The organism is Dietzia sp. ANT_WB102, from assembly GCF_008369165.1.
Taxonomy (GTDB): Bacteria; Actinomycetota; Actinomycetes; order Mycobacteriales; family Mycobacteriaceae; genus Dietzia.
This window is the reverse complement of record NZ_VOBA01000001.1, coordinates 647,835-667,587: the sequence shown is the minus strand read 5'-3', so window position 1 is coordinate 667,587 and position 19,753 is coordinate 647,835. Positions and strand designations below refer to the sequence as shown.

The following is a 19,753-nucleotide window of genomic DNA, read 5'->3' as shown; positions in this document are numbered from 1 at the left end:
TGTCTGGTGGAGGGGTCCGCCGGTGGGGCCGACCCGCTCGGGGATGCTCAGGGCGTCGCCGACTCCGGGGGTTGGGCGAACGCGCCGACCTTGCGGACGATCGCCCGCCAGCAGCGGTCGAGGGTGTCGTCGGTGATCGCGGCACTGTGCGGCGTGATGACCGCCCCGGGCGCGTCCCACAGTGGGTGGCCGACAGGCAGCGGCTCCGGATCGGTGACGTCCAGAAGCGCGGTCAGTCGACCGGCGGTGAGTTCGGCAAGCAGTGCATCGGTGTCGACCAACGGGCCACGCCCGGCGTTGACGAGCACGGCCCCGTCCTTCATGGCGGCGAGGAAGTCCGCCCCGACGAGGTGTTCGGTGTCGTCCGTGAGGGGGAGGGCGAGCACCACCACGTCGTAGTCGCCGAGGCGGTCGCGGGCCGAGGCGAGGTCCAGGACGTCTGCTCGTGCGGTGCGCGCTGCGGTTGTGACCACAGCGTCGAAGGGTTCGAGCCGGCGGGCGACGTTTCGACCGATGTCACCGGCCCCGAGCACCAGTACGTGCTTGCCGGCGAGCGTCCCGGTCCACCGCCGCTCCCATTGGTGTGCGCGCTGCTTTTCCCGGTAGCCGTACAGGTCGCGGAGGTGGGCGAGCAGGGTCGCGACCACCCACTCCGCGACCGTCCCGCCGTGGATGTCGTCGGCGCCCGAGATTTCGACGCCCTCGGGGGCGAACCCGGCCCAGGCGTCGGTTCCCGCACTGAACAGTTGGATCACCCGCAGCTGCGGTAGCGCCTCGAGTCGGGGCAGGACGGTCGGCGGGTCCATGACCTGGGTGACGAGGACCTGCGCGCGATCGGCGCCGGCCGGAGGGTCGCCCGAGAGGTCCCAGACCAGGGGCTCAACGTTTGTGACACCGTCGAAGGCCTCGAGTCCCCGGGCGTCTGGGACGAGCACGACGACGGGCCGCCGGCTGGCAGACGCGTCCTGCATGCCGCCCGCGTCGTTTGCTCGCCCGATCAGGGCCGCACCATCGGTCACTTGGCCACCGAGGCAATCTTGTTTAGCAGCTCCGGCTCGGCGCGCAGGGCCGCGCGGACGGCGGACTCCCAGAACCCGGTGTACCCGCTGCCGTCGCTGCGGGTCATCTGATCGACCCACCAGTCCGGCAGGGAGGTCTTCTCCGGTCCGTTCGCGACGCGGGTCATCCACGCGTTCTTGCACCGTGTCTCCAGCGAGGCGGCACGCAGGTACACCGCCGGGGCCGAGTTCCCGGTCACGAACACACCGTGTCCACCGAGGATCGCGACCTCCGCGTCACCGAAGGACGCGATGGCGGACTCCGCGGCATCCATCTGGTCGACGCCGCCGTCGTACTCGTCGACGAGGACCAGGTCACCGCCGCCACCCAGGCTTGAGCTCTGGTCGTGCATCGGCGGCACCTCCTTGATGTCCGCCCAGACCGTTCCGTATTCGGAGTGGTTGTGCAGCGCATAGGTGACGTTGGGGCGGGCCTTGTGCAGGGCGAGGTGCAGTGGGATGCCCAGCGGTACAGGCCAGTCGCCTTCGAGGAGGTTGCCCTCGAGATCGATCCGGAGGACGTCTTCGGGGTTGAACTCCTCCCAGGTCAGGTACCAGGGGTTGCAGAGGAGCGTGCCGTCGCCGCAGTTGTAGGTGATGTGCCCTGCCAGGTTGTCGCGGTACCCGCCCTTCCACAGCGCCCGGGCGAGAAGCACGATCTCCTCGCGGGGCGAGAGATCCGGGATCAGCTGGTCCTTGGTCGGGGTGAATGCCATGACAGCTCCTAGTCGGTTCGGTCGGGTCGCCACCGGCTGCGATCCGGCGGGAACCGGTCGAACGAGAAGGGGTGCCGATGAACTGAAGCGGTGTTATCGTCTAGCGATACGGAGTATCACTTTGCTTCAGGCTAGGAGAGATTCACATCACAGTCAAGACGGTTCGGAGCCTGCACCGCGGCCTCCAGGCGCTCGAAGCGATCGCCGAACACCAGCCCATCGGCCTCACGGCGTTGTGTTCGGCGACTGGAGACGACAAGAGCGCGCTCCAGCGAACCCTGGCCACCCTCCATGAGGCCGGGTGGATCCAGCGCGCGGCCACCGCGACGCCCCAATGGGAGCTGGCGACGAAGCCCATCGTCATGCTGAGTCGTGCCCGGCAGTCCTCGTCGGTACAGGCCAGGGCTCGCGAGTTGCTCGGGCCGCTGCGTGACGCAACCGGGGAGACAGTCCACCTCGCCCTGTTGGACGGCACCACGATCGTCGTAGCGGATGTCGCGGAGAGCACGCAGGTGGTCCGAACCGCACTACCCATCGGCCAGATCCACCCCCCGGAGCGGAGTGCGGCGGGCAGGGCGATCATGTCCTATCTGACCCCCGAGGAACGGGCCGCGTGGAGCAGTGCGCCCGAGAATCTGCTGCCCGCGGCGGAGTTCGAAGAGATCCGCGCCCGCGGGTGGGCCGCGAGCGCCGGTGCAGTGCTGGAGGGATCCAACAGCGTCGGCGCCGCGATCCTCGATCCGTCGGGGTCGCCGGTGGGGGCCCTGGTGATCAGCTCTCCTGCGACACGCCTCCCCACGGAGAAATGTGGTGAATTCGGCGACGTGCTCGTCGACGCGATCCGTCGATTGTCCCCGCACGGGTGACCGTCGTGCCGCCACGAGATGCCGCACCCCGGACGGTCGTCACCGTCCCGAACCATGAAACGGAGACATCATGCCACTGCCAGATGAGGTGAAGACCCTGCTCGGCGTCCTCAACGACGGGTTTCCGCGGGTCGAGCAGATGACGGGCGCCGAGGCCCGGGCGGCGGTGCTCGCCCGCAAGCAGGTCGCGGCGGAACCGGAACCGATGGCCAGCGTGGAGGACCTCGAGATCGACGGACCAGGCGGCCCGCTCCCCCTGCGGATCTACCACCCCCTCGAGCCCGACACCGCCGGCCCGCTGCCTGCCGTCGTATTCGCCCACGGCGGAGGCTTTGTCTTCTGCGACCTCGACACCCACGACGAGTTCTGCCGTGCCATCTCCAACGCCGTCGGTGCGGTGGTCATCTCGGTCGACTACCGGTTGGCGCCCGAGCACCCCGCCCCCGCCGCCGCGGAGGATGTGTACGCGGCGCTGGAGTGGGCGTCCGCCAACGCAGCCGAGCTGGGTGTGGATACGGGCCGACTCGTCGTCGCCGGGGACAGCGCCGGCGGCAACCTGGCCGCGGTCACGGCATTGATGTCCCGCGACCGGAACGGACCGGAGATCGCAGGGCAGGTCCTCCTGTACCCGGTCATCGCGGACGACTTCGAGACGGACTCCTACCGGGAGTTCGCCGAGGGCTACTTCAACACGCGCGCCGCGATGCAGTGGTACTGGGAGCAGTACGCGCCGGCGAATGCCCGCGAGGCCGCCGCCCCGCACTACATCTCCCCCGCACAGGCCGACACCCTCTCGGGCCTTCCGCCCGCGATCGTCGTCACCGCTGCGCTCGATCCGCTCGACGACGAGGGCACCGCCTACGCGGAACGCCTGCGCCGGGAGGGTGTGCCCACCACGCATCGTCGATACGAGGACATCTTCCACGGGTTCATGACGATCCCCTCGCTGGCGGTGACCGCGGAGGCCCGCACTCAACTCTGGGGCGATGTACAGGAGCTTCTCGCCTGATCGGTGCCTGCCGACCGCCCACGCCTCTGCGCCACTCCTGAATCCGACGGCGCCATCGTAATGTGACGCAACTCACAGCGGAGCTCTTGGTGGAGCAGCCCCGTTGGCCCCGAGCCCGGCCATGGCGTTCGCTGTGGGCAGCACGACGGCCGGTGTGGGACAGGCGAAATGGTGGCTATGCGGGGCTCGCCTTCATGCTCCGTCTGCGGAGTCGGGTCGCTCAACGTGACCGGAGGGCCAGCATCGCCACCGTTGCCCGAAATCCGGCGATTGATGCTTACCCGGTTCACATTGCCGGAGTCCCTTGTTACGTTGGCGCCTCGCCTTGGCCACCCGGCCAGACCAGTCTGCGGCGCGTCCGCCGACCGGGGCACCCGACCGAAAGGGAACACTGCATGCGTTTCACTCGTTTCTCCACCTTCGCCGCCACCGCCGCCCTCGGCGCCGCCACCGTCCTCGGTGGAGCTGGCATCGCCCAGGCACAGTCGTCGGGCTCGCTGGGCTCGCTCATGCCCAGTTCCTCCGCGCCGGACACCGAGGCCCCCAACGAGGATCCTGTGTCCAAGGTCGGGCTGGAGATCACCGACACCGATCTAACGGGAGGCAAGGGCACTCTCACCAACAACACCGGCAAGAAGACCAGCTGCTGGGTCGTCTTCGGCGAAAAGAGCAACATCGAGACGCTCGCGGATGAGGCTGCTGACGCTGACCTTGCCGAGCTCCGGACTCTCCTGCAGAGCGTCGACGAGCGTGACGACGTCGCCCTCCAGTCGTTCCAGTACGCGGACGAGCTCGCGGACGGCGCCGAAGTCGAGTGGGATGTCACATTCGAAAAGCCTTTCGAAGCTGAGTTCGTCGCCGGCGCGCTCGCGCTCTGCAACGCCAACGATCCGAGCTTTGCCACGGCATACGACGCTGAGGACGACTCGACCGGCTCGCTGAGCAACGTATTCGGGTCGCTCGGCTCCTCCAACGCTGATGGCGACAACGCTGAGGGCGAGGATGCCGGCGACAAGAAGGACACCGGTTCGCTGGGCAGCGTGCTCGGCTCGTCCAACACCGACGACGGTCCCGGGGACGACGCGGTCTGAGACTCCGCGCTCACACCACTGAAGCGGAGCTCGAGGGCGTAGGGCTCTGAATCCCTACACGCACGGCTGCTCGGAAGCGACGCCCCACCACCCATCGAGGTGGTGGGGCGTCGTCGTGTCGTCATGCTCACGCAGGGGCGGCCTTCGCGCACTCAGTACACACTGGGCGAGATCCTCGACGTGAGCGCCCGCTCAGTCGTCGGACTCGACTTCGGCCTGCTGATCGCGGCGCAGTCGGCGCAGCCGCAGCCGCAGGGGCGAGCTGGCCGCGCTCATCGCGCGCTCACCGGAAGCGAGATGCTCCGGGCGGTCGGGCCCCTTCGGCTGGATGCGACCGGGATCAAGAGTGCGCCGGACATCCTCCGCAGTCACTGCGCGCAGCTCACCCGCGGCGTCCACGTACCACTGGCTCAGCTCCGGATCGGTGCTGTCGAACCACGCGCCCGCGCCCTTATTGGCTGCGACCTCACTCGATCCGAATACGAAGTCGTCCCCGTGCTCGGCGATGCCCAGCCGCACGCCCTCGGCGATCGCCAGGCGCCCGTACTTGCGACGCATGATGTACGGATCGGTGGATAGGTCCTTGTACCAGGCGAACATCATCCCGATCACCACAAAGGCGAACGGCAGTGCCGAGACGACCATGATCGACTGCAGTCCGCCCAGTGCGTCCTCGCCCCCGGCCAGCAGCAGTGAGATCGCGGTTCCGCCGAGCATGACACCCCACACGACGGTCACCCAGCTGGAGGGGTCGGGCTTGCCACGCTGGGTGATGGATCCCATGACAATCGACGCTGAGTCGGCGGAGGTGACAAAAAAGACGAGGATGGAGATCAGCGCTGCCACCGAGGTGATGGCCCCGAGGGGCAGATTGTCGAGCATGTCGAACAGCATCGCTTCCGCCGGTCGCGATCCGTCCATGCCCTGGCCGTTGGAGCTCATCCACATGGATGTGCCGCCGAGGATGCCGAACCACACAAGGCACACCGTTGACGGGACCATGATCACCACCGTCACGAACTCTCGCAGCGTCCGGCCGCGGGAGATCTTGGCGATGAACATGCCGACGAACGGGGTCCAGGACACCCACCAGGCCCAGTAGAACGTTGTCCACGCCCCCATGAAATCTGCGGCGTCCTCGCTCTGCGTGGGATTGCGCATGAGCATCGTGCCCAGCTCGCGGACGAAGTCGATCGCACCTGCCGGAATGAAGTTCAAAAGGAAGATCGTCGGCCCGGTGACCAGCACGAACACGGCGAGAAACCCCGCGATGATCATGTTGATATTCGACAGTGCGCGAATCCCCCGCTTGATGCCGGAGACCGCGGAGATAATGAACGCCACCGTGAGTAGCACCATCGCTCCCACGATGAATCCGTTACCCAGAGGTCCCCAGCCGGTGACGATCTCGGTACCCCGTGCGATCTGCAACGCGCCGATACCTAGCGAGATCGCGGTACCGAAGAGCGTGACGAGGATTGCGAAGATGTCGATGGTCGCGCCAAGCGGCCCTTGTGTCCTGGAGCCGAAGATCGGCTCGAAGATGGCGGAGATGAGCGGAGCGCGGCCCCTGCGGTACGCGCTGTAGGCGATCGCCCCTCCCACCAGTGCGTAAAAGGACCAGGCGATCGGTCCCCAGTGGAGTGTGGTCTGCGCGAGAGCGGATTGCATGGCCTCGACCGACGCCGGATCTGCTGTGAAACCCTCGGGGGGATCGAGGAAGTAGACGAGGGGTTCGTACGGCCCGTAGAACAGCAGCCCGATTCCCATCCCTGCGGAGAACAGCATGGCCACCCAGGACACGGTGGTGAACTCAGGAGACTCGTCATCCGCGCCCAGCCTCACCCCGCCCGTCTTTCCATAGCCGACCACCAGCATGAACAGCAGGCAGACGATCGCCAGGACACCGAACATCCACCCGAAGTTGGCCGTGACCCAGGCCAGCGAGGCGTCGCCTACCGTGGGGACACTGTCCGGGCTGATGAGAGCCCAGGCGATGACGCCGATGACAGCCAGGCCGGCGACGACGAACACGGCGATATTGGTGGAGAACACCCGACCGGTGCGGTCGACCCCGATTCCGGGGATCAACGCGGGATGCACCAGCCCGGGGGTCATCACCTCGTCAACGACGCGACGAACCTTGCCCCGCGGACGTGCTGATCCACCACTGTCCGTCGCGGTACGGGGATTTTTCGATTCGTCGCTCACATCTACACCCTCAATCACGAAGACATGCGTAGGACCTGCGTCACTCTACTCCTGCACAGACTGTATCCAGGCCGACCGCGCGGGAGGGCTCTACGTGCAAGAGCGGTACCCACTGGTGATCGTCTACAGTCGACGCCAGACACGGGGTGCCGCCTGACCGGGCGGCTGAGAACACACCCGTCGAACCTGATCTAGGTAGTGCTAGCGAAGGAATGTCGATCAGGCGCCCCGTCAGGCGCCGGCTGGCCGGGAATGCACCCGGTCCAGCGGTCAACGCTTCCTCCTCGCCGGTACCACCGGAAAGCGAGACTCATGCGTATCAACGAGCAGATCGTTCTGGTTACCGGGGGAGCACGCGGGCTGGGCTCCGAAATTGTCCGGGCGTTCGCCCGAGAGGGCGCCCGGATCGTCGTCAACTACCGCCGCAGCGAGGAGGCTGCCTCCAACCTGGTCACGGAGATCGGGGCGGACCGCGCCGTCGCGATCCGCGCTGACGTCACTGACGATGACGACGTCCGGCGGCTCTTCACCGCGGCGCGCGAGCACTTCGGCGCGCCCGTGACCACCGTAATTAACAACGCGCTCGTGGACTTCGAGTTCAACGGCGATGCCCGGCCCACGCCGGAAACCATCCGGTGGGAGCACTTCGACACCCAGTTGCGCGGTGCCGTGAAGGCGACCCTGTCCACCACCCAGGCTGCCCTGTCCGGTATGCGGGAGATCGGCTTCGGGCGCATCGTCACCATCGGCACCAACCTGTTCCAGCACCCCGTCGTCCCGTACCACGACTACACCGCGGCGAAAGCGGCCGCACTGTCACTCACCCGCACCCTCGCCACCGACCTGGGCCCGGACAACATCACGGTCAACATGGTCTCCGGAGGACTCCTGCGCACCACGGACGCGAGTTCCGCCACGCCCGAAGAGGTTTTTGATCTCATCGCCTCCGGCACCCCGCTGCGTCGGGTGACCGAGCCGGCCGAGCTGGCCGACGCCCTCTTGTTCTTCGCCTCCCCCTGGTCCCGGGCGGTGACGGGGCAGAACCTCATCGTCGACGGCGGACTGGTCAAGGGCTGAGCCTGCGATGCTGCACCTCAACGCGTTCCTTTTCGGCTGCGGCCACCACACCGCCGCGTGGCGTCATCCCGATTCCCCGGTCGAACGGCTCGGCGACATCACCTACTACGAGGAGCTCGCCCGCACCGCCGAGCGCGGCTGCCTCGACGCGGTGTTCTTCGCCGACGGCCATTCCGTGCTCGACCCGGCTGGCGGCTCGTGGTGGTTCCTCGAGCCCCTCACCGCGCTGGCCGCCATGGCGCGCGCGACCGATCACGTCGGGCTCGTCACCACCGTGTCGACGACCTTTTACACGCCCTTCCACGCCGCCCGCATGCTCGCCTCGCTCGACCACATCAGCGGCGGCCGCGTCGGATGGAACGTGGTGACCTCGATGTTCGACGCCGAGGCCCGCAACCACGGACTCGAGGCAATGCCCGCGCACGCGGAGCGGTACGCGCGGGCCGACGAGTTCGTCGGCGCGGCCCTCGCCCTGTGGGACTCCTGGGATGCCGACGCCCTCGTGTTCGATCGCGCCGGACTGTGGGCCGATCCCGACAAGGTGCGGCCGATCCACCACCACGGCGAGCACTTTCTCGTCGACGGGCCGCTGACCGTGCCCCGTTCCCCGCAGGGGCGGCCCGTCCTGTTCCAGGCCGGATCTTCCGAACAGGGGCGTGACCTGGCAGCCCGCCGCGCAGAGGGCATCTATGCGGTGGCCTACGACGCGGAGTCGGCGAAGTCTTACGCCTCCGATCTCCGGCAGCGCGCGCGGGCGGCGGGTCGGGACGGTGACGCGATCGTCATCATGCCGGGGCTCGTCACCTATGTGGGCTCGACGATGGAGGAGGCGAAACGGAAGAAGGCCGAACTCGACGCGCTGCTTCCGGTCGAGCAGTCGTTGGCTCAGTTGTCGATGTTCGTCGAACAGGACTGCTCCGACTGGGAACTCGACGCCCCCGTGCCCACGCTGCCACCACTGTCCGAGTTCACGGGCCCGCAGGGGCGGTACGAGACCATCCTGCGCATCATCCAGAAGGACGCGCCTACCGTGCGCGAACTCCTCGGCACGCTTGCCGCCGGCGGCGGGCACTGCACCATGATCGGCACACCCGAGTCGATCGCCGACAAGATCGAACGCTGGCACCGGTCCGGAGCGGCCGACGGATTCAACCTCATGCCACCGATGTATCCCCACGGTTTGGAAGAGTTCGTCGAGCACGTGGTCCCGGTACTGCAGGAGCGCGGACTGTTCCGGCGGTCCTACGAGGGCGCGAGATCGTTGCGGGAGTTGCTCGGGGGTCGATGACGGCCGGTTGTGACGGCCCTGCCCGCGTCCCCTGCCTAGCTTTTCGCTCCCGGCTCGATGAACTCACCGAGCCGGTGCCGCACCACCTTCCCGGTGGCGTTGCGCGGTAGGTCATCCTGGGTCAGCACCCAGCGGCTCGGCACTTTGTAGCGAGCGATGCGCTCCCGCATGAAATCGTCGAGGTCGCTTTCGCTGATGTCACCTGCGGTCACCACCACCGCCGCGACCTCTTGCCCCAGGTCCTCGTGTGGGGCACCCACGACGGCACAGTCGCGCACGTCCGGATGCTCCAACAGCACTGCCTCGACCTCAGCCGGATAGACATTCTCCCCAGCCCGGATGATGAGATCGGAGCGGCGACTGCGGATACGCAGGTGCCCGTCGATCATCACGCCGATATCCCCCGTGCGCAGCCACCCCTCCGCGTCGAGGGCTTTCGCAGTCGCCTCGGGGTCGTTCCAGTAGCCCAGCATCACCAGGGGCCCACGCAGATGAATCTCACCCTCCACCCCATCGGGAACAGGGACACCGTCACGGTCACGGATTTCCACCTGCATCGTCACGACCGGGGTGCCGACGGAGTCCTCGTAGCGCTCCAGGTCCGCAGCGGAGGCGATAGTCGCGGCAGAACTCGACTCCGTGAGTCCGTAGGTGGTGCCCAGGGAGGCGGCCGCAACCGGGAGCATCTCCCGCAGGGCGGCCTTCAGGCCCGGCGAGGACGGCGCCGTCCCCAGGGAGATCGCCGTCAGCGACGAGAGATCGTAGGACGACAGGTCGCCATGCCCGACCAGCCGGGTCGCCATCGTCGGGACCATGCCCCACTGGGTCACCCGCTCCGCCTCGATCAGGCGCAGCGCCCGGTCGATGTCGAACTTTCCGGGGTAGACGATCACCGCGTCGCCGAAAACCAGGCGTGGGACCACGAGGTTGTGCAGCGACATCATGTGGAACAGAGGGGCGATGAGAAGCACGCGGCGCTGCTCGGGTCGGGGGATTCCCATCTCCGCGCTCGCGGCGTCGTTGACGCCAAAGTAGTCCGCCGCAGCGATCACGTTGCGGTGTGAGTGGGTCGCCCCTTTGGGTCGGCCGGTAGTGCCGCTGGTGAAGATGATGACAGCGGGATTGTCCTCGTCAATCTCTGTGTCCGGGGTCTCCGGGTCGGCGACCGCCAGCGACAATCGAGGAATATCCGTCTCGGTGGACAGGACCGGTACACCGGGGGCGTCTAGAAGGGTGCGTCGCTTCTCATCGGCGACGATGAGCGCGGGCGTACAGAGTTCAAGCGCGTACGCGGCCTCCCGGGCCGACCACATCGCGTTCATCCCCACCACGACCGCGCCGATCGAGGTGGCCGCCCAGAAGGTCATCACCCACTCCGCGCTATTCGCCGCGAAAATAGCGATCCGGTCGCCTTTGACCACGCCGTATTCTTCGGTCAGCATCCGGCTCACCGAGGCGACCCGCGTGTGATGCTCGGAAAACGTCAGACGAAGGTCCCCGGATACGAGGTACTCACGATCGCCGAAGTCCGCCGAGTCATTCAGAACCTGCCCCAGGGACCGCCGACGGTGCCGGAACACCTGCATCCGGTGGCCGCGGACCTCCTCCTCCGTCAACTCAAACGGTCGGCCCGGGGCGGTGACGGCCGCGAGCGCCTGTGCGCGTCGGTCCTTCACCGAAGGTCCTGTGGTCATCGAAAGTCCTTTCCGCTGTCAATCACGGCAGGTAACCGGTATGCCGAACCGGTTCGGGCTGGGTGCTTTCGCAGCCCAGAGGACTCATTCTCTATCAACGCAGCACGGGTGTGCTCGCCCGAGGCTCGCCCCGGCCACTCCCACCAATCGTGAAACTCAGCGACAACGTGGCCGCAACATGCGACGCTGAACCGCCCGGTGATCAGGACCAGACAGCCCCAGGAGAGCAACGGCAATGGCCATGTACGCACAAGAACACAACGGCAGGATGTCCGCCGCCGAGCAGCTCCTCGCGGTCGAGGAGATCAAGAAGGTGTTCGCGGGCCGACTGCGCTGTATGGACACCAAGGACTGGGAGCGCTACGCCTCGTTCCATACCGACGACGTCGTCAGCGACTCGTGGAACAGTCCGGGCGCCGCGCGGCCCGCTGAGGATTCGGAATCCGCGGTGAGCACGGCGCGTGGCGGCCCCGTGGTGGGCGGTGCCGCACTGACGGCGGCCATCCGCGCCACCCTCGACGGTGACGTTCCGGTGACCAGCGTGCACCACGGCCACACTCCGGAGATCACGCTCACTTCCGAGACCACGGCGGTCGGCGTGTGGGCGATGGAGGACCGGCTGTGGTTCACCCGGGGCTCGGAAACCGAATGGCTGCACGGGTACGGCTTCTATCACGAGGAGTACCGGAAGGTCGCAGGTCGGTGGCTCATCAGCTACCGCCGTCTAGAACGGCTGAGCGTCGACGCCACTCCCGGATTTTACACCCGCTGAGGTGGGCACGGGTGGTCTGAGCATTCCCGGTGAACGGGAAGTGCGGACCAGGGTCGTCGATGCGGTGGGAAGGTGATCGCATGACCAGTGCGACTGCTGACCACACCCGGGAGCCCGAACTCAGGGAACTGTCGACCGAGCACGGGGTGCTCCGCTACCGCGAGGCCGGCGAGGGACCGCCGCTGGTGATGCTCCACGGGTCCGGGCCCGGGGTCACTGGGTGGCGCAATTTCGCCGGGAACGTACCGGCTTTTGCCGAGCACTTCCGGACGTTCGTCGTGGAACTGCCCGGCTTCGGCGTCAGCGACGACTTCGGGGCCCCGCATCCTATGGTTTCGGCACAGACCGCCGTGCGGGCGTTCCTGGACGGGATGGGGCTCGACCGGGTCCACCTGCTCGGCAACTCGATGGGCGGGTTCGTCGGGATCGACTTCGCGGCGGCGTCCCCCGAGCGGGTCGACAAGATGGTGACGATCGGCGGCGCCGGGGCGTCCTTGTTCGCCCCGTCCCCGGGTGAGGGGATCGTGCGCCTGAGTGAATTCGTGGAGGACCCGACGCGGGAGCGTCTCGTCGACTGGCTGCATTCGATGGTTTTCGACCGCTCTCTGGTCACCGAGGACATGATCGAGCAGCGCTGGGCGCACGCGACCGACGCGGCGACCCTCGCCAGCTCCCGAATGATGTACGGTCGCGCCGCTCTCGAACGCATGGCGGCCGACGCCCGCGACCCGGAGTCGGTGCCGGCGTGGACCCGGCTCCGGGCGGTCCGGGCCCCCACGCTGATCACCTGGGGTCGCGACGACCGCGTGAGCCCGCTCGACATGTCGTTGCTGCCGATGCGCCTGCTCGTCAACGGGGAGATCCACGTGTTCCCGAACTGCGGGCACTGGGTGATGATTGAGCAGAAGGCCGCCTTCGAATCAGCGGTCGTCGCGTTCCTCACCAGGTCGTGACGGTAGGGCACTTGCGAGTGCGGCGCGCTCCGCCCGTCCCGGGCGGATCGCGCGCAGGGCGTTGAGGATCACCACCAGATCCACCACCTCCTGGCTGAGTGCACCCACCACCGCGGGGATCGAGCCCGTCGCGGCGACCAGCATCAATCCGACGGACAGTGCGATGCCGATCCAGATGCTCTGCAGCGCCACGTGCATGGTGCGCTGTCCCACGCGCACCGCGCTGGCCACGCGTCCCAGCTGCTCAGTGAGGATCACGATGTCCGCTGACTCACTGGCCGCGGTCGAGCCCCGGCCGCCCATCGCGATGCCGATGTCGGCGACGGCCAGTGCCGGCGCGTCGTTGACGCCGTCGCCCACCATGATCACCGAGCGGTGGGGGAGCTCGCGGATGAGGCGCACCTTGTCCTGCGGCAGCAGCTCGCCCCATGCCTGATCCAATCCGGCGGCCGTCGCGATGTGGTCCACCGTGGTCTGCGCGTCGCCGCTGAGCACCAGCTGGTCGGTCACGCCCAGGTCGCCAAGCGCGACGACCGTGTCTCTCGCGTCCTCGCGCAGCTGGTCCGCCATGATGACGACACCGGCGAATTCTCGGTCTATCGAGACATACACCGCCAGTTGACCCGGCTCCAGGTGAGCCTCGGGCACGTGCCCGGCGTGCTCGGCCGCGAACAGACGTTTGCCGACGACCACCGCCCGCCCGTCCACCGTGGCGGTGACACCATTGGTGGCCTCCTCCTGCGCGTCCTCGGCGGGTAGCAACTCCAGCCCCCGCTGGCGGGCGGCATCCTGCACCGACGCGGCCACCACGTGTGACGAGTACTGCTCTGCCGAGGCCGTCAGTTGCAACAATTCGAGTTCACCAGCCGTGGTGTCCCACTGCGACCCGGGCGCCGGGTGGACGGCCACCAGCTCGGGGCGACCGTAGGTCATCGTCCCGGTCTTGTCGTAGGCCACGGTCCGCACGTCCGCTAGGCGCTCGAGGGTTCCCGCGTCCTTGACGACCACACCGGTGCGTGCCGCCCGTCCCATCCCCCCGAGGAACGCCACGGGCGCGGCGATTAGTAGTGGGCAGGGGGTGGCCACGACGAGCACTTCGGCGAAGACCACCGGGTCGGACCAATACCACCAGGCTGCGCCCGCGATCGTCAGGGCCAGCACGGTGAACGGGACGGCATAGCGGTCGGCGAGCCGGACCACCGGCGCCCTCGACTCCGAGGCGGCGCGGACCATCTCGACTATCCGCGCGTACTGGCTGTCGGCGGCGCTACTGGTAGCCCGCACCAGGATGGCGCGGGTGCCGTTGACTGAACCGGACAGCAAGTTCTCCCCGCGCTGCCGCGTAACCGGCAGGCTCTCGCCCGTGATCGAGGACTCGTCCAGCTCGGCCTCGTCGTCCTCGAGGTGGCCGTCGACCGGAAGGACCTCGCTCGGCCGCAGCAGCAGCAGCTCCCCCGGTTGCACGTCCTCTGCCGGGACCTCCTCCACGGAGCCGTCGTCGAGCACCCTGCGCGCGGTCCGTGGGGTGCGATCGAGGAGCGCATTCAACTCTCGGCGCGCCCGCCCCGCGGCGTAATCCTCCAACGCCTCGCCACCAGTGAGCATCAGTACCACCACGAGCGCGGCGACGTACTCGCCCACCGCCACGGTCGCGGTCACGGCGGTGACCGCGAGTATGTCGATCCCCCAGTGCCCCGCCATCAGGTCGCGGACCATTCCCCAGGCGACCCACAACGCCACGGCCCCGGCCCATATCGAGCCGATCCACTGCGCCAGCCCGTTCTGTCCAGCGAGCAGCAACCCCAACACCACCGCGAGGACCAGCACCGACGCGATCACCAACGGATAATCACGCACGACGCGGGCGACAGTTCCCCGGTTGTGCGACTCCGAGGTGTCAGCGAGATGCTCCCCGCCTCCGGTCGGCCCACGCTTGTCGACGCGAACGTCTTCCTGGAATCCAGCCATGGGTCCATCTTCCCTCACGCCGACCCCGATCCGGGCCGGGCCCGTCCGTTCAGGAGCCGCGCCCGGTGCCCGCTACCTGCAGGGACTGCACTCGAACCAGGACCACCGGGTCAGACGAGAACGCGCCCTGGAGCGAGGTGCGGACAACGTCCTGGATATCGCGCACGATATGGCGGACCGCCCGGGAGTGGTCCACGCACACCTCCACGACCACGGTGTTCTGGTCTCTGTCCACGTGGAGACCGAAGTGGTGCGCGGCGCCGCCGACGCGTCGGATACGCGCGTCCAGGGTACGCAGCGTGGTCCCGATGCCGGGTTCGATGCCCTGGACGCCCGGAACCGCGGTGACCAGGTCGGCGATGGTGGCGGCGGCGGGCTCAGCTGTCATGGAGATCCTCGATGTGGATGTCGACGACGACGTCGTTCAGGTCGAGATCCTGTGCGCAGGCGGCCTGGACGGAGGTACGAATCCGGTCGGCGAGTGCTGGTAGGTCGGGTGCGGCGGTACTGGCGGAGATGCGGCAGGAAATCCTCTGCGGGGTTCCTCGAGTGCGCCAGTCCGGGCTGGCCGCGTGATCAAACGAGGTCTTCAACGCCACGGCGTCGGGCACCCGGTCCACGGTCGCGCGGACGAGGGTACGTAGTGACAGTTCGGACAGGGTAAAGGGGCCGAGAGCGGTGTTCGGCATGCGCACCTGGGCGCCGTGACGCACATCGGCGCGGACCGACTCGGTGAGACTCACCCGGGCGCGGCGCGACAGCTGGACGCCGACCTCGCCTCGTTCTTCCAACTCGTCCCACTCACTGTGCAGGGCGCGAATCAGCTCGAGATACTGACTGGTCGCGGCGTTCTCGTCCCGTTCTCGGGAGCCGGACGGATCGTCCATGGGGCTCACCTCCATTCCTCCATCTGTTGGATGACTTGTGCCCGGGCACGCGCGAGGCGTCCCCGCGCCGTCGCCTCGGTGATCCCCAAAATCGTGGCGATTTCCCGATAGGTCATTCCCTCGACCTCCCGCAGTGCCCAGCACGAACGTAAACCAGGCTCCAACATCCCCAGCGCCCGGGCGAGTGCCTGCAGCTGCACGTTCACCTGGGTGGTGTGTGCCGGGTCGGATCCGGGTCGCTCGTCCTCGCGGCGCTCCAGGACCTCGGTCGGCTGCGCCTCTGTGGCGCGTCGCTGTCGGCGCCGTGCCACATCGGTCGCGCGTCGGGAGCTGATGCGAGAGAGCCAACTCCGGAATGCGTCGGGGTCGTCCAGCAGGTGCAGCCTCCGCCACGCGAGCAACAGACTCTCCTGGACGATGTCCTCGCTGTCCTGGCGATCTCCCACCGTAAGGTAGGCGATGCGGAACAACCTCCCCTGGTGCCGGTCGACCAGCAGCTCGAATGCGCCGATGTCGCCGTCCTGTGCTCGCAGCACGAGGACGCGGTCACCCACTTCGTCGTCGTCGGCACTCACCGTCATACGGTCTCGGGGGTCCGGGTCCGTGGGGCGCTCGGACGGTTCTCGTGTCGGCGGCCTCCGGGCGCGCGCTCGTGCGCGTCATCGGTACTCAGCCGGGACGGTGCGGCGGTCGAGCGCAGCCGAACGAGCAGGTCGACACGTCTCGGTGCCGAACCCAGGGCGGTGCTCACGTCAGCGGCGAGCAGGCGGCGGGCCTGCCCGATCGTCCATTCCACCTCCGCGCCCTCGGACACCGCGATCTCCGCCTGAACACAGAGGTCGACGGTCGAGCCCGAGACGTGGACCGAGCTGTCGAGGACACCTGGCACATCCGCGACGTGGTCAGCGAGCGCGCGTTCGAGGACCGCGGGCTCGACGGAGGCCAGCACCGTGCGATCCCGGTCGTGAAAACGGAGGACGGTGTTGCCCGGCTGTGACGGGATCTGCCCGATGAGCAGCGCGAGACCGGCAAGAGTGGCGAGCACCGCGACCACCGAAGCAGTCGGCAGGAGCCATCCGCGATGGGTCTGGACTATCGCGTCGACTGTCTGTTCGCCGGGAGCGAGGACACCGTCGAGCGCCCCGACGGTGGAGAAGAGCCCGAAGGCGACCGCGCCGAGCCAGGCCGCGGCCACGAGGGCGAGTACGCCCACCAGCAGGAGCACTAGTCGATTGCGGATTCCGGAGAGCGAACGCATGGTGTGTCTCCTTAGCTTCTGCGGACGATACGGACGCGGGGTGGTGCCGACCGAGCAGGATGCAGTTCCTCGACCGCCTGCTCGACGGCGGCCCTGGCAGCGTGGAGTACCGGTTCGGTGTCGTCGACGACCGTGCGGACGACGACGTCGGTGCGGCGGCGCCCGATCTCCACGTGGGCGCTGTGGACCCCGTCCACCTGCTCGGTGCGGCGACGGATTCGTCGGGCGAGGTCGCGGCGGGAGATTGCGGTCTCACCGGGAACGTCGCCGTCCAGGATCTGGGTGCGTGAGGGTCTCCCCGGGACGAGCGCCGACAGGATCATCAGCAAGCCCAGCAGCGCCAGGGCGACCGCCACCACCTTGGCGGTGATCGAGTCGAGCCGAGTATCGGCGATCGCCGTGACGGCACTGGAGGCCTCGGTCGGGACGGTGCCGTGGAGGAAGTACGCGCCCAGTAGCCACACCCCCAGCGCCCCGCCCACCAGCAGCACAACGGACAGGAGGACGGCGGGGATCGCGCGCGCAGGGTGTCTGACCAGTTTGCGTGGCGTGGTCGTGGCACTCATCGCAATTCTCCTCTCCCCCGGTAGTCGGGGTTGAGCCAAGAGACCTCGACGTCCATCCGGCCGACCTGCAGCCCGGTAAGGGATTCCACCCGTTTGATCACATGCTGCCGCAGTCGGCGACTGGTCGAGGCGAGATCGACTGGGAACGCCATGCCGACGTCGATCCTGAGCACGGCGACCTGGCCGTACAGGTCGCACTCGGCTGAGGGACGCGAGTCGAAATTGCGGCGGGCTCCAACGCCGAGCACCCCGCCGGCGGCTCCGCCGACCCGGGGGACCTCGGACGCCGCCTGTTCCGCGATGCGGGCGACCACGCTCGGCGGGATCGTGGTCGAGCCCCGTTGTTCCGGTGGCGTGATCGTCATCGGTCAGCGCCCCCGACGATCGGTGACGCCCCTGATGTCGATGCGGCCCTCGATGGCCAGCCCGACCACCACTCCGATCACGCCGAACACGACGACGACGAAGAACTGGGCCAACGACCCGAACGCGGCGACCGCGCCGAGAAACAGCCCCACCAGCATAGTGAGATGGGTTGTCTTCATGAGAACTCCTCGTTCAGGGGTGCGGGGGCAGGCCATCAGGCCCGCCCCTGTCGGTGGATGAGCTACCTGAGTTCGCCGGTGCGGGCAGTCTGAGACCCGCCCCGAGCGTCGCCGCCGTCGTCCTCCTGGGGAAGGTGGACGTCCGAGACATGGATGTTGACCTCGACGACCTCGAGGCCTGTGGTGCCCTCCACCTGCTCGATGATGTTCCGACGGATCGCGTCACCGACCTCGACGAGCGAGGCGCCGTACTCCACCACCACAGTGACATCGATGGCGGCCTGGGTATCGCCCTTCTCCACGCTGATGCCGCCGGAGACGTTGGTCTGCGCGTTGGGGATGCGGTCCGTGACCGCGGAGAACGCGCGGCGGGTCGCGCTGCCCATGTCATAGACCCCGGGAACCTCCCGGGCTGCCATCCCCGCGATCTTTGCGACGACGGTCTCGTCCATGGTCGTCACACCTCGCGAGGTCTGTAGCGGCCCCTTGGGGGTGAATTCCTCGACAACGTTGTCCTCGTCCCGGGCCTGGCGAGCAGCAGCCTCCTCCGCACGCTCCTTCTGTAGACCTGTCTGGGGAACCGACGGGTTCGACATATTTCCTCCTCATCCGACGATCGGCCTCCGGCCGACCGTGTGGCGATCACCTACACCCTTAAGACGTCACGACAACCGGATTCCTCACGCGAGCGCCTATACATGCACGGTTCAGGGTCTTCGTGGTCACGCCTCACCCGTCCGAATCGGCCCGGAAGATCCGCTTCCGGCCCTGGTGGTCTCCCAGCGCGCCACCGATGCGCTCCACGGCTCCGAGTGGCAGCAGATACGCGTTGCCGATCCACTGGACCTCGGTCGACCCGGTACAGTGACCTGCATCACACATCTGGGGGGTAGCGTCATGACGGCACTCGACTATGGGCCGCCCCTGCCCCCGCCATCAGCAACAGCGACCGGCTACTCCACGTCTTACCGCGTACGGACCGCGGACGTCGATCCGGAGCGCCACCTCCGCCTCGACAGCATCGCGCGCTATCTCCAGGACATCGCCAACGACGACCTCGAGGCCACCGATCACGCAGACTCAGACCCCTACTGGATCGTGCGCCGCACCGTGATCGACGTCCTCGAGCCGATAACCTGGCCCGCGACGGTGCACCTGCATCGCTGGTGTTCAGCGGTGTCGACTCGGTGGGCGAGCATGCGGGTTCGCCTCACTTCGGAGCCCGAGAGGAACAGGGTCAACCCCCACGAGCGGCCGGCCGGCCTGGTGGAGACCGAGGCATTTTGGATCTCCGTCAACACCGAAGGCACGCCGACGCGCATCAGCCCTTCCGGCTTCGACATGCTCGCGGCGATGACGGAGACACATCGCCTGCGCTGGCACGGCATGACCGCCGCCCTGCCATCGCAGTCCGACGACCCCCAGGCGCCACCAGATCGGCAACACATCCTCCGCAGCACCGACTTCGACCCGCTCCGGCACCTCAACAACGCCGCCTACCTCAGTGCGGTCGAGGACGAACTGCTCGACCATCCGGGCCTGCGCTCCGTACCGCACCGAATGGTGATCGAGTACCTGCGCCCGATACCACCGGGCGCGACTGTGACCGTGCGCCGCCGCCTGCAGGGGGACCAACTACAGATGTGGATGTGCACAGGCGATCAGGTTGCCGCCGCCATCACCGTCACTCCCCTGTAGTGCACGCACGGGCACCGACTGCCCGATGCCGAACATTCCAGGGCCAAGACCATCATCGACCTGGAGTCCGCTTCCCGATCCGGGATGCCGTCAGCG

General features: G+C 67.7%; 22 protein-coding genes and 1 riboswitch. Of the genes, 8 read left to right on the top strand and 14 right to left on the bottom strand.

What is annotated here, in order from left to right:
- Positions 1-47: 47 nt before the first annotated feature.
- Both FQ137_RS03030 and FQ137_RS03025 read right to left on the bottom strand, forming a co-directional pair.
- On the bottom strand, positions 48-1,019 hold the full coding sequence (locus tag FQ137_RS03030) for an NAD(P)-dependent oxidoreductase (protein ID WP_255583495.1): 972 nt from the start codon (positions 1,017-1,019) through the stop codon (positions 48-50).
- Complete coding sequence (locus FQ137_RS03025; protein WP_149291071.1) at positions 1,016-1,774, bottom strand: class II aldolase/adducin family protein; 759 nt, start codon at positions 1,772-1,774, stop codon at positions 1,016-1,018. Before FQ137_RS03025 ends, FQ137_RS03030 begins: the two co-directional genes overlap by 4 nt.
- Before the next feature lie 140 nt (positions 1,775-1,914).
- Between FQ137_RS03025 and FQ137_RS03020 the strand changes: the two genes are divergently transcribed.
- The 3 genes from FQ137_RS03020 (at position 1,915) to FQ137_RS03010 (ending at position 4,740) form a co-directional block, all read left to right on the top strand.
- Positions 1,915-2,640: an IclR family transcriptional regulator gene (locus FQ137_RS03020; protein ID WP_149291070.1), complete on the top strand. Its 726-nt coding sequence runs from the start codon at positions 1,915-1,917 to the stop codon at positions 2,638-2,640.
- Between the two features lie 70 nt (positions 2,641-2,710).
- Positions 2,711-3,649: an alpha/beta hydrolase gene (locus FQ137_RS03015; protein WP_149291069.1), complete on the top strand. Its 939-nt coding sequence runs from the start codon at positions 2,711-2,713 to the stop codon at positions 3,647-3,649.
- Positions 3,650-4,044: 395 nt separating this feature from the next.
- Positions 4,045-4,740 (top strand): hypothetical protein, encoded by a 696-nt coding sequence (locus tag FQ137_RS03010; RefSeq protein WP_149291068.1) that lies wholly within the window; start codon positions 4,045-4,047, stop codon positions 4,738-4,740.
- Between the two features lie 192 nt (positions 4,741-4,932).
- Here FQ137_RS03010 and FQ137_RS03005 read toward each other — a convergent pair whose 3' ends face one another.
- Positions 4,933-6,951 carry a BCCT family transporter gene (locus tag FQ137_RS03005; protein WP_149291067.1) on the bottom strand — a complete coding sequence of 673 codons (2,019 nt, stop codon included), beginning with the start codon at positions 6,949-6,951 and terminating at the stop codon, positions 4,933-4,935.
- Between the two features lie 132 nt (positions 6,952-7,083).
- Positions 7,084-7,181: riboswitch (TPP riboswitch) on the top strand.
- A gap of 82 nt (positions 7,182-7,263) precedes the next feature.
- Between FQ137_RS03005 and FQ137_RS03000 the strand changes: the two genes are divergently transcribed.
- Together FQ137_RS03000 and FQ137_RS02995 are read left to right on the top strand one after the other, a co-directional pair.
- Entirely contained in the window at positions 7,264-8,028 is a 765-nt protein-coding gene (locus FQ137_RS03000; protein ID WP_149291066.1) for a 3-oxoacyl-ACP reductase, read from the top strand.
- 7 nt (positions 8,029-8,035) lie between these two features.
- Entirely contained in the window at positions 8,036-9,316 is a 1,281-nt protein-coding gene (locus tag FQ137_RS02995; protein WP_149291065.1) for an LLM class flavin-dependent oxidoreductase, read from the top strand.
- Between the two features lie 35 nt (positions 9,317-9,351).
- On the opposite strand, the gene FQ137_RS02990 is transcribed toward FQ137_RS02995, so the two are convergent.
- A complete protein-coding gene (locus tag FQ137_RS02990; protein ID WP_149291064.1) occupies positions 9,352-11,010 on the bottom strand; it encodes a class I adenylate-forming enzyme family protein in 1,659 nt (552 codons plus the stop codon).
- 235 nt (positions 11,011-11,245) lie between these two features.
- On the opposite strand from FQ137_RS02990, the gene FQ137_RS02985 reads away from it, so the two are divergent.
- A complete protein-coding gene (locus FQ137_RS02985; RefSeq protein ID WP_255583494.1) occupies positions 11,246-11,782 on the top strand; it encodes a nuclear transport factor 2 family protein in 537 nt (178 codons plus the stop codon).
- Positions 11,783-11,862: 80 nt separating this feature from the next.
- Positions 11,863-12,735 carry an alpha/beta fold hydrolase gene (locus tag FQ137_RS02980; protein ID WP_149291063.1) on the top strand — a complete coding sequence of 291 codons (873 nt, stop codon included), beginning with the start codon at positions 11,863-11,865 and terminating at the stop codon, positions 12,733-12,735.
- Here FQ137_RS02980 and FQ137_RS02975 read toward each other — a convergent pair.
- The 10 genes from FQ137_RS02975 to FQ137_RS15305 all read right to left on the bottom strand — a co-directional run bounded on the left by FQ137_RS02975 (position 12,703) and on the right by FQ137_RS15305 (position 18,841).
- The gene (locus FQ137_RS02975) at positions 12,703-14,703 is read right to left on the bottom strand and encodes a heavy metal translocating P-type ATPase (RefSeq protein WP_255583493.1); all 2,001 of its coding nucleotides are present in this window, start codon (positions 14,701-14,703) and stop codon (positions 12,703-12,705) included. The genes FQ137_RS02980 and FQ137_RS02975 overlap by 33 nt on opposite strands.
- Before the next feature lie 49 nt (positions 14,704-14,752).
- Positions 14,753-15,091: a hypothetical protein gene (locus FQ137_RS02970; RefSeq protein ID WP_149291062.1), complete on the bottom strand. Its 339-nt coding sequence runs from the start codon at positions 15,089-15,091 to the stop codon at positions 14,753-14,755.
- Positions 15,081-15,590 (bottom strand): hypothetical protein, encoded by a 510-nt coding sequence (locus tag FQ137_RS02965; protein WP_255583492.1) that lies wholly within the window; start codon positions 15,588-15,590, stop codon positions 15,081-15,083. The genes FQ137_RS02970 and FQ137_RS02965 overlap by 11 nt, the downstream gene beginning before the upstream one ends.
- A gap of 5 nt (positions 15,591-15,595) precedes the next feature.
- A complete protein-coding gene (locus FQ137_RS02960) occupies positions 15,596-16,165 on the bottom strand; it encodes an RNA polymerase sigma factor (RefSeq protein ID WP_255583491.1) in 570 nt (189 codons plus the stop codon).
- A 2-nt stretch (positions 16,166-16,167) separates the two neighbouring features.
- The gene (locus FQ137_RS02955) at positions 16,168-16,848 is read right to left on the bottom strand and encodes a hypothetical protein (RefSeq protein WP_149291060.1); all 681 of its coding nucleotides are present in this window, start codon (positions 16,846-16,848) and stop codon (positions 16,168-16,170) included.
- 11 nt (positions 16,849-16,859) lie between these two features.
- Positions 16,860-17,414 (bottom strand): DUF6286 domain-containing protein, encoded by a 555-nt coding sequence (locus tag FQ137_RS02950; protein WP_149291059.1) that lies wholly within the window; start codon positions 17,412-17,414, stop codon positions 16,860-16,862.
- Positions 17,411-17,779 carry an Asp23/Gls24 family envelope stress response protein gene (locus tag FQ137_RS02945; protein WP_149291058.1) on the bottom strand — a complete coding sequence of 123 codons (369 nt, stop codon included), beginning with the start codon at positions 17,777-17,779 and terminating at the stop codon, positions 17,411-17,413. Before FQ137_RS02945 ends, FQ137_RS02950 begins: the two co-directional genes overlap by 4 nt.
- A 3-nt stretch (positions 17,780-17,782) precedes the next feature.
- On the bottom strand, positions 17,783-17,959 hold the full coding sequence (locus FQ137_RS15310) for a hypothetical protein (RefSeq protein ID WP_188064741.1): 177 nt from the start codon (positions 17,957-17,959) through the stop codon (positions 17,783-17,785).
- A 62-nt stretch (positions 17,960-18,021) separates the two neighbouring features.
- Complete coding sequence (locus FQ137_RS02940) at positions 18,022-18,555, bottom strand: Asp23/Gls24 family envelope stress response protein (protein WP_149291057.1); 534 nt, start codon at positions 18,553-18,555, stop codon at positions 18,022-18,024.
- 133 nt (positions 18,556-18,688) lie between these two features.
- Positions 18,689-18,841 carry a hypothetical protein gene (locus FQ137_RS15305; protein ID WP_188064739.1) on the bottom strand — a complete coding sequence of 51 codons (153 nt, stop codon included), beginning with the start codon at positions 18,839-18,841 and terminating at the stop codon, positions 18,689-18,691.
- A gap of 15 nt (positions 18,842-18,856) precedes the next feature.
- On the opposite strand from FQ137_RS15305, the gene FQ137_RS02930 reads away from it, so the two are divergent.
- Entirely contained in the window at positions 18,857-19,657 is an 801-nt protein-coding gene (locus FQ137_RS02930; RefSeq protein WP_149291056.1) for an acyl-[acyl-carrier-protein] thioesterase, read from the top strand.
- Positions 19,658-19,753 lie beyond the last annotated feature (96 nt).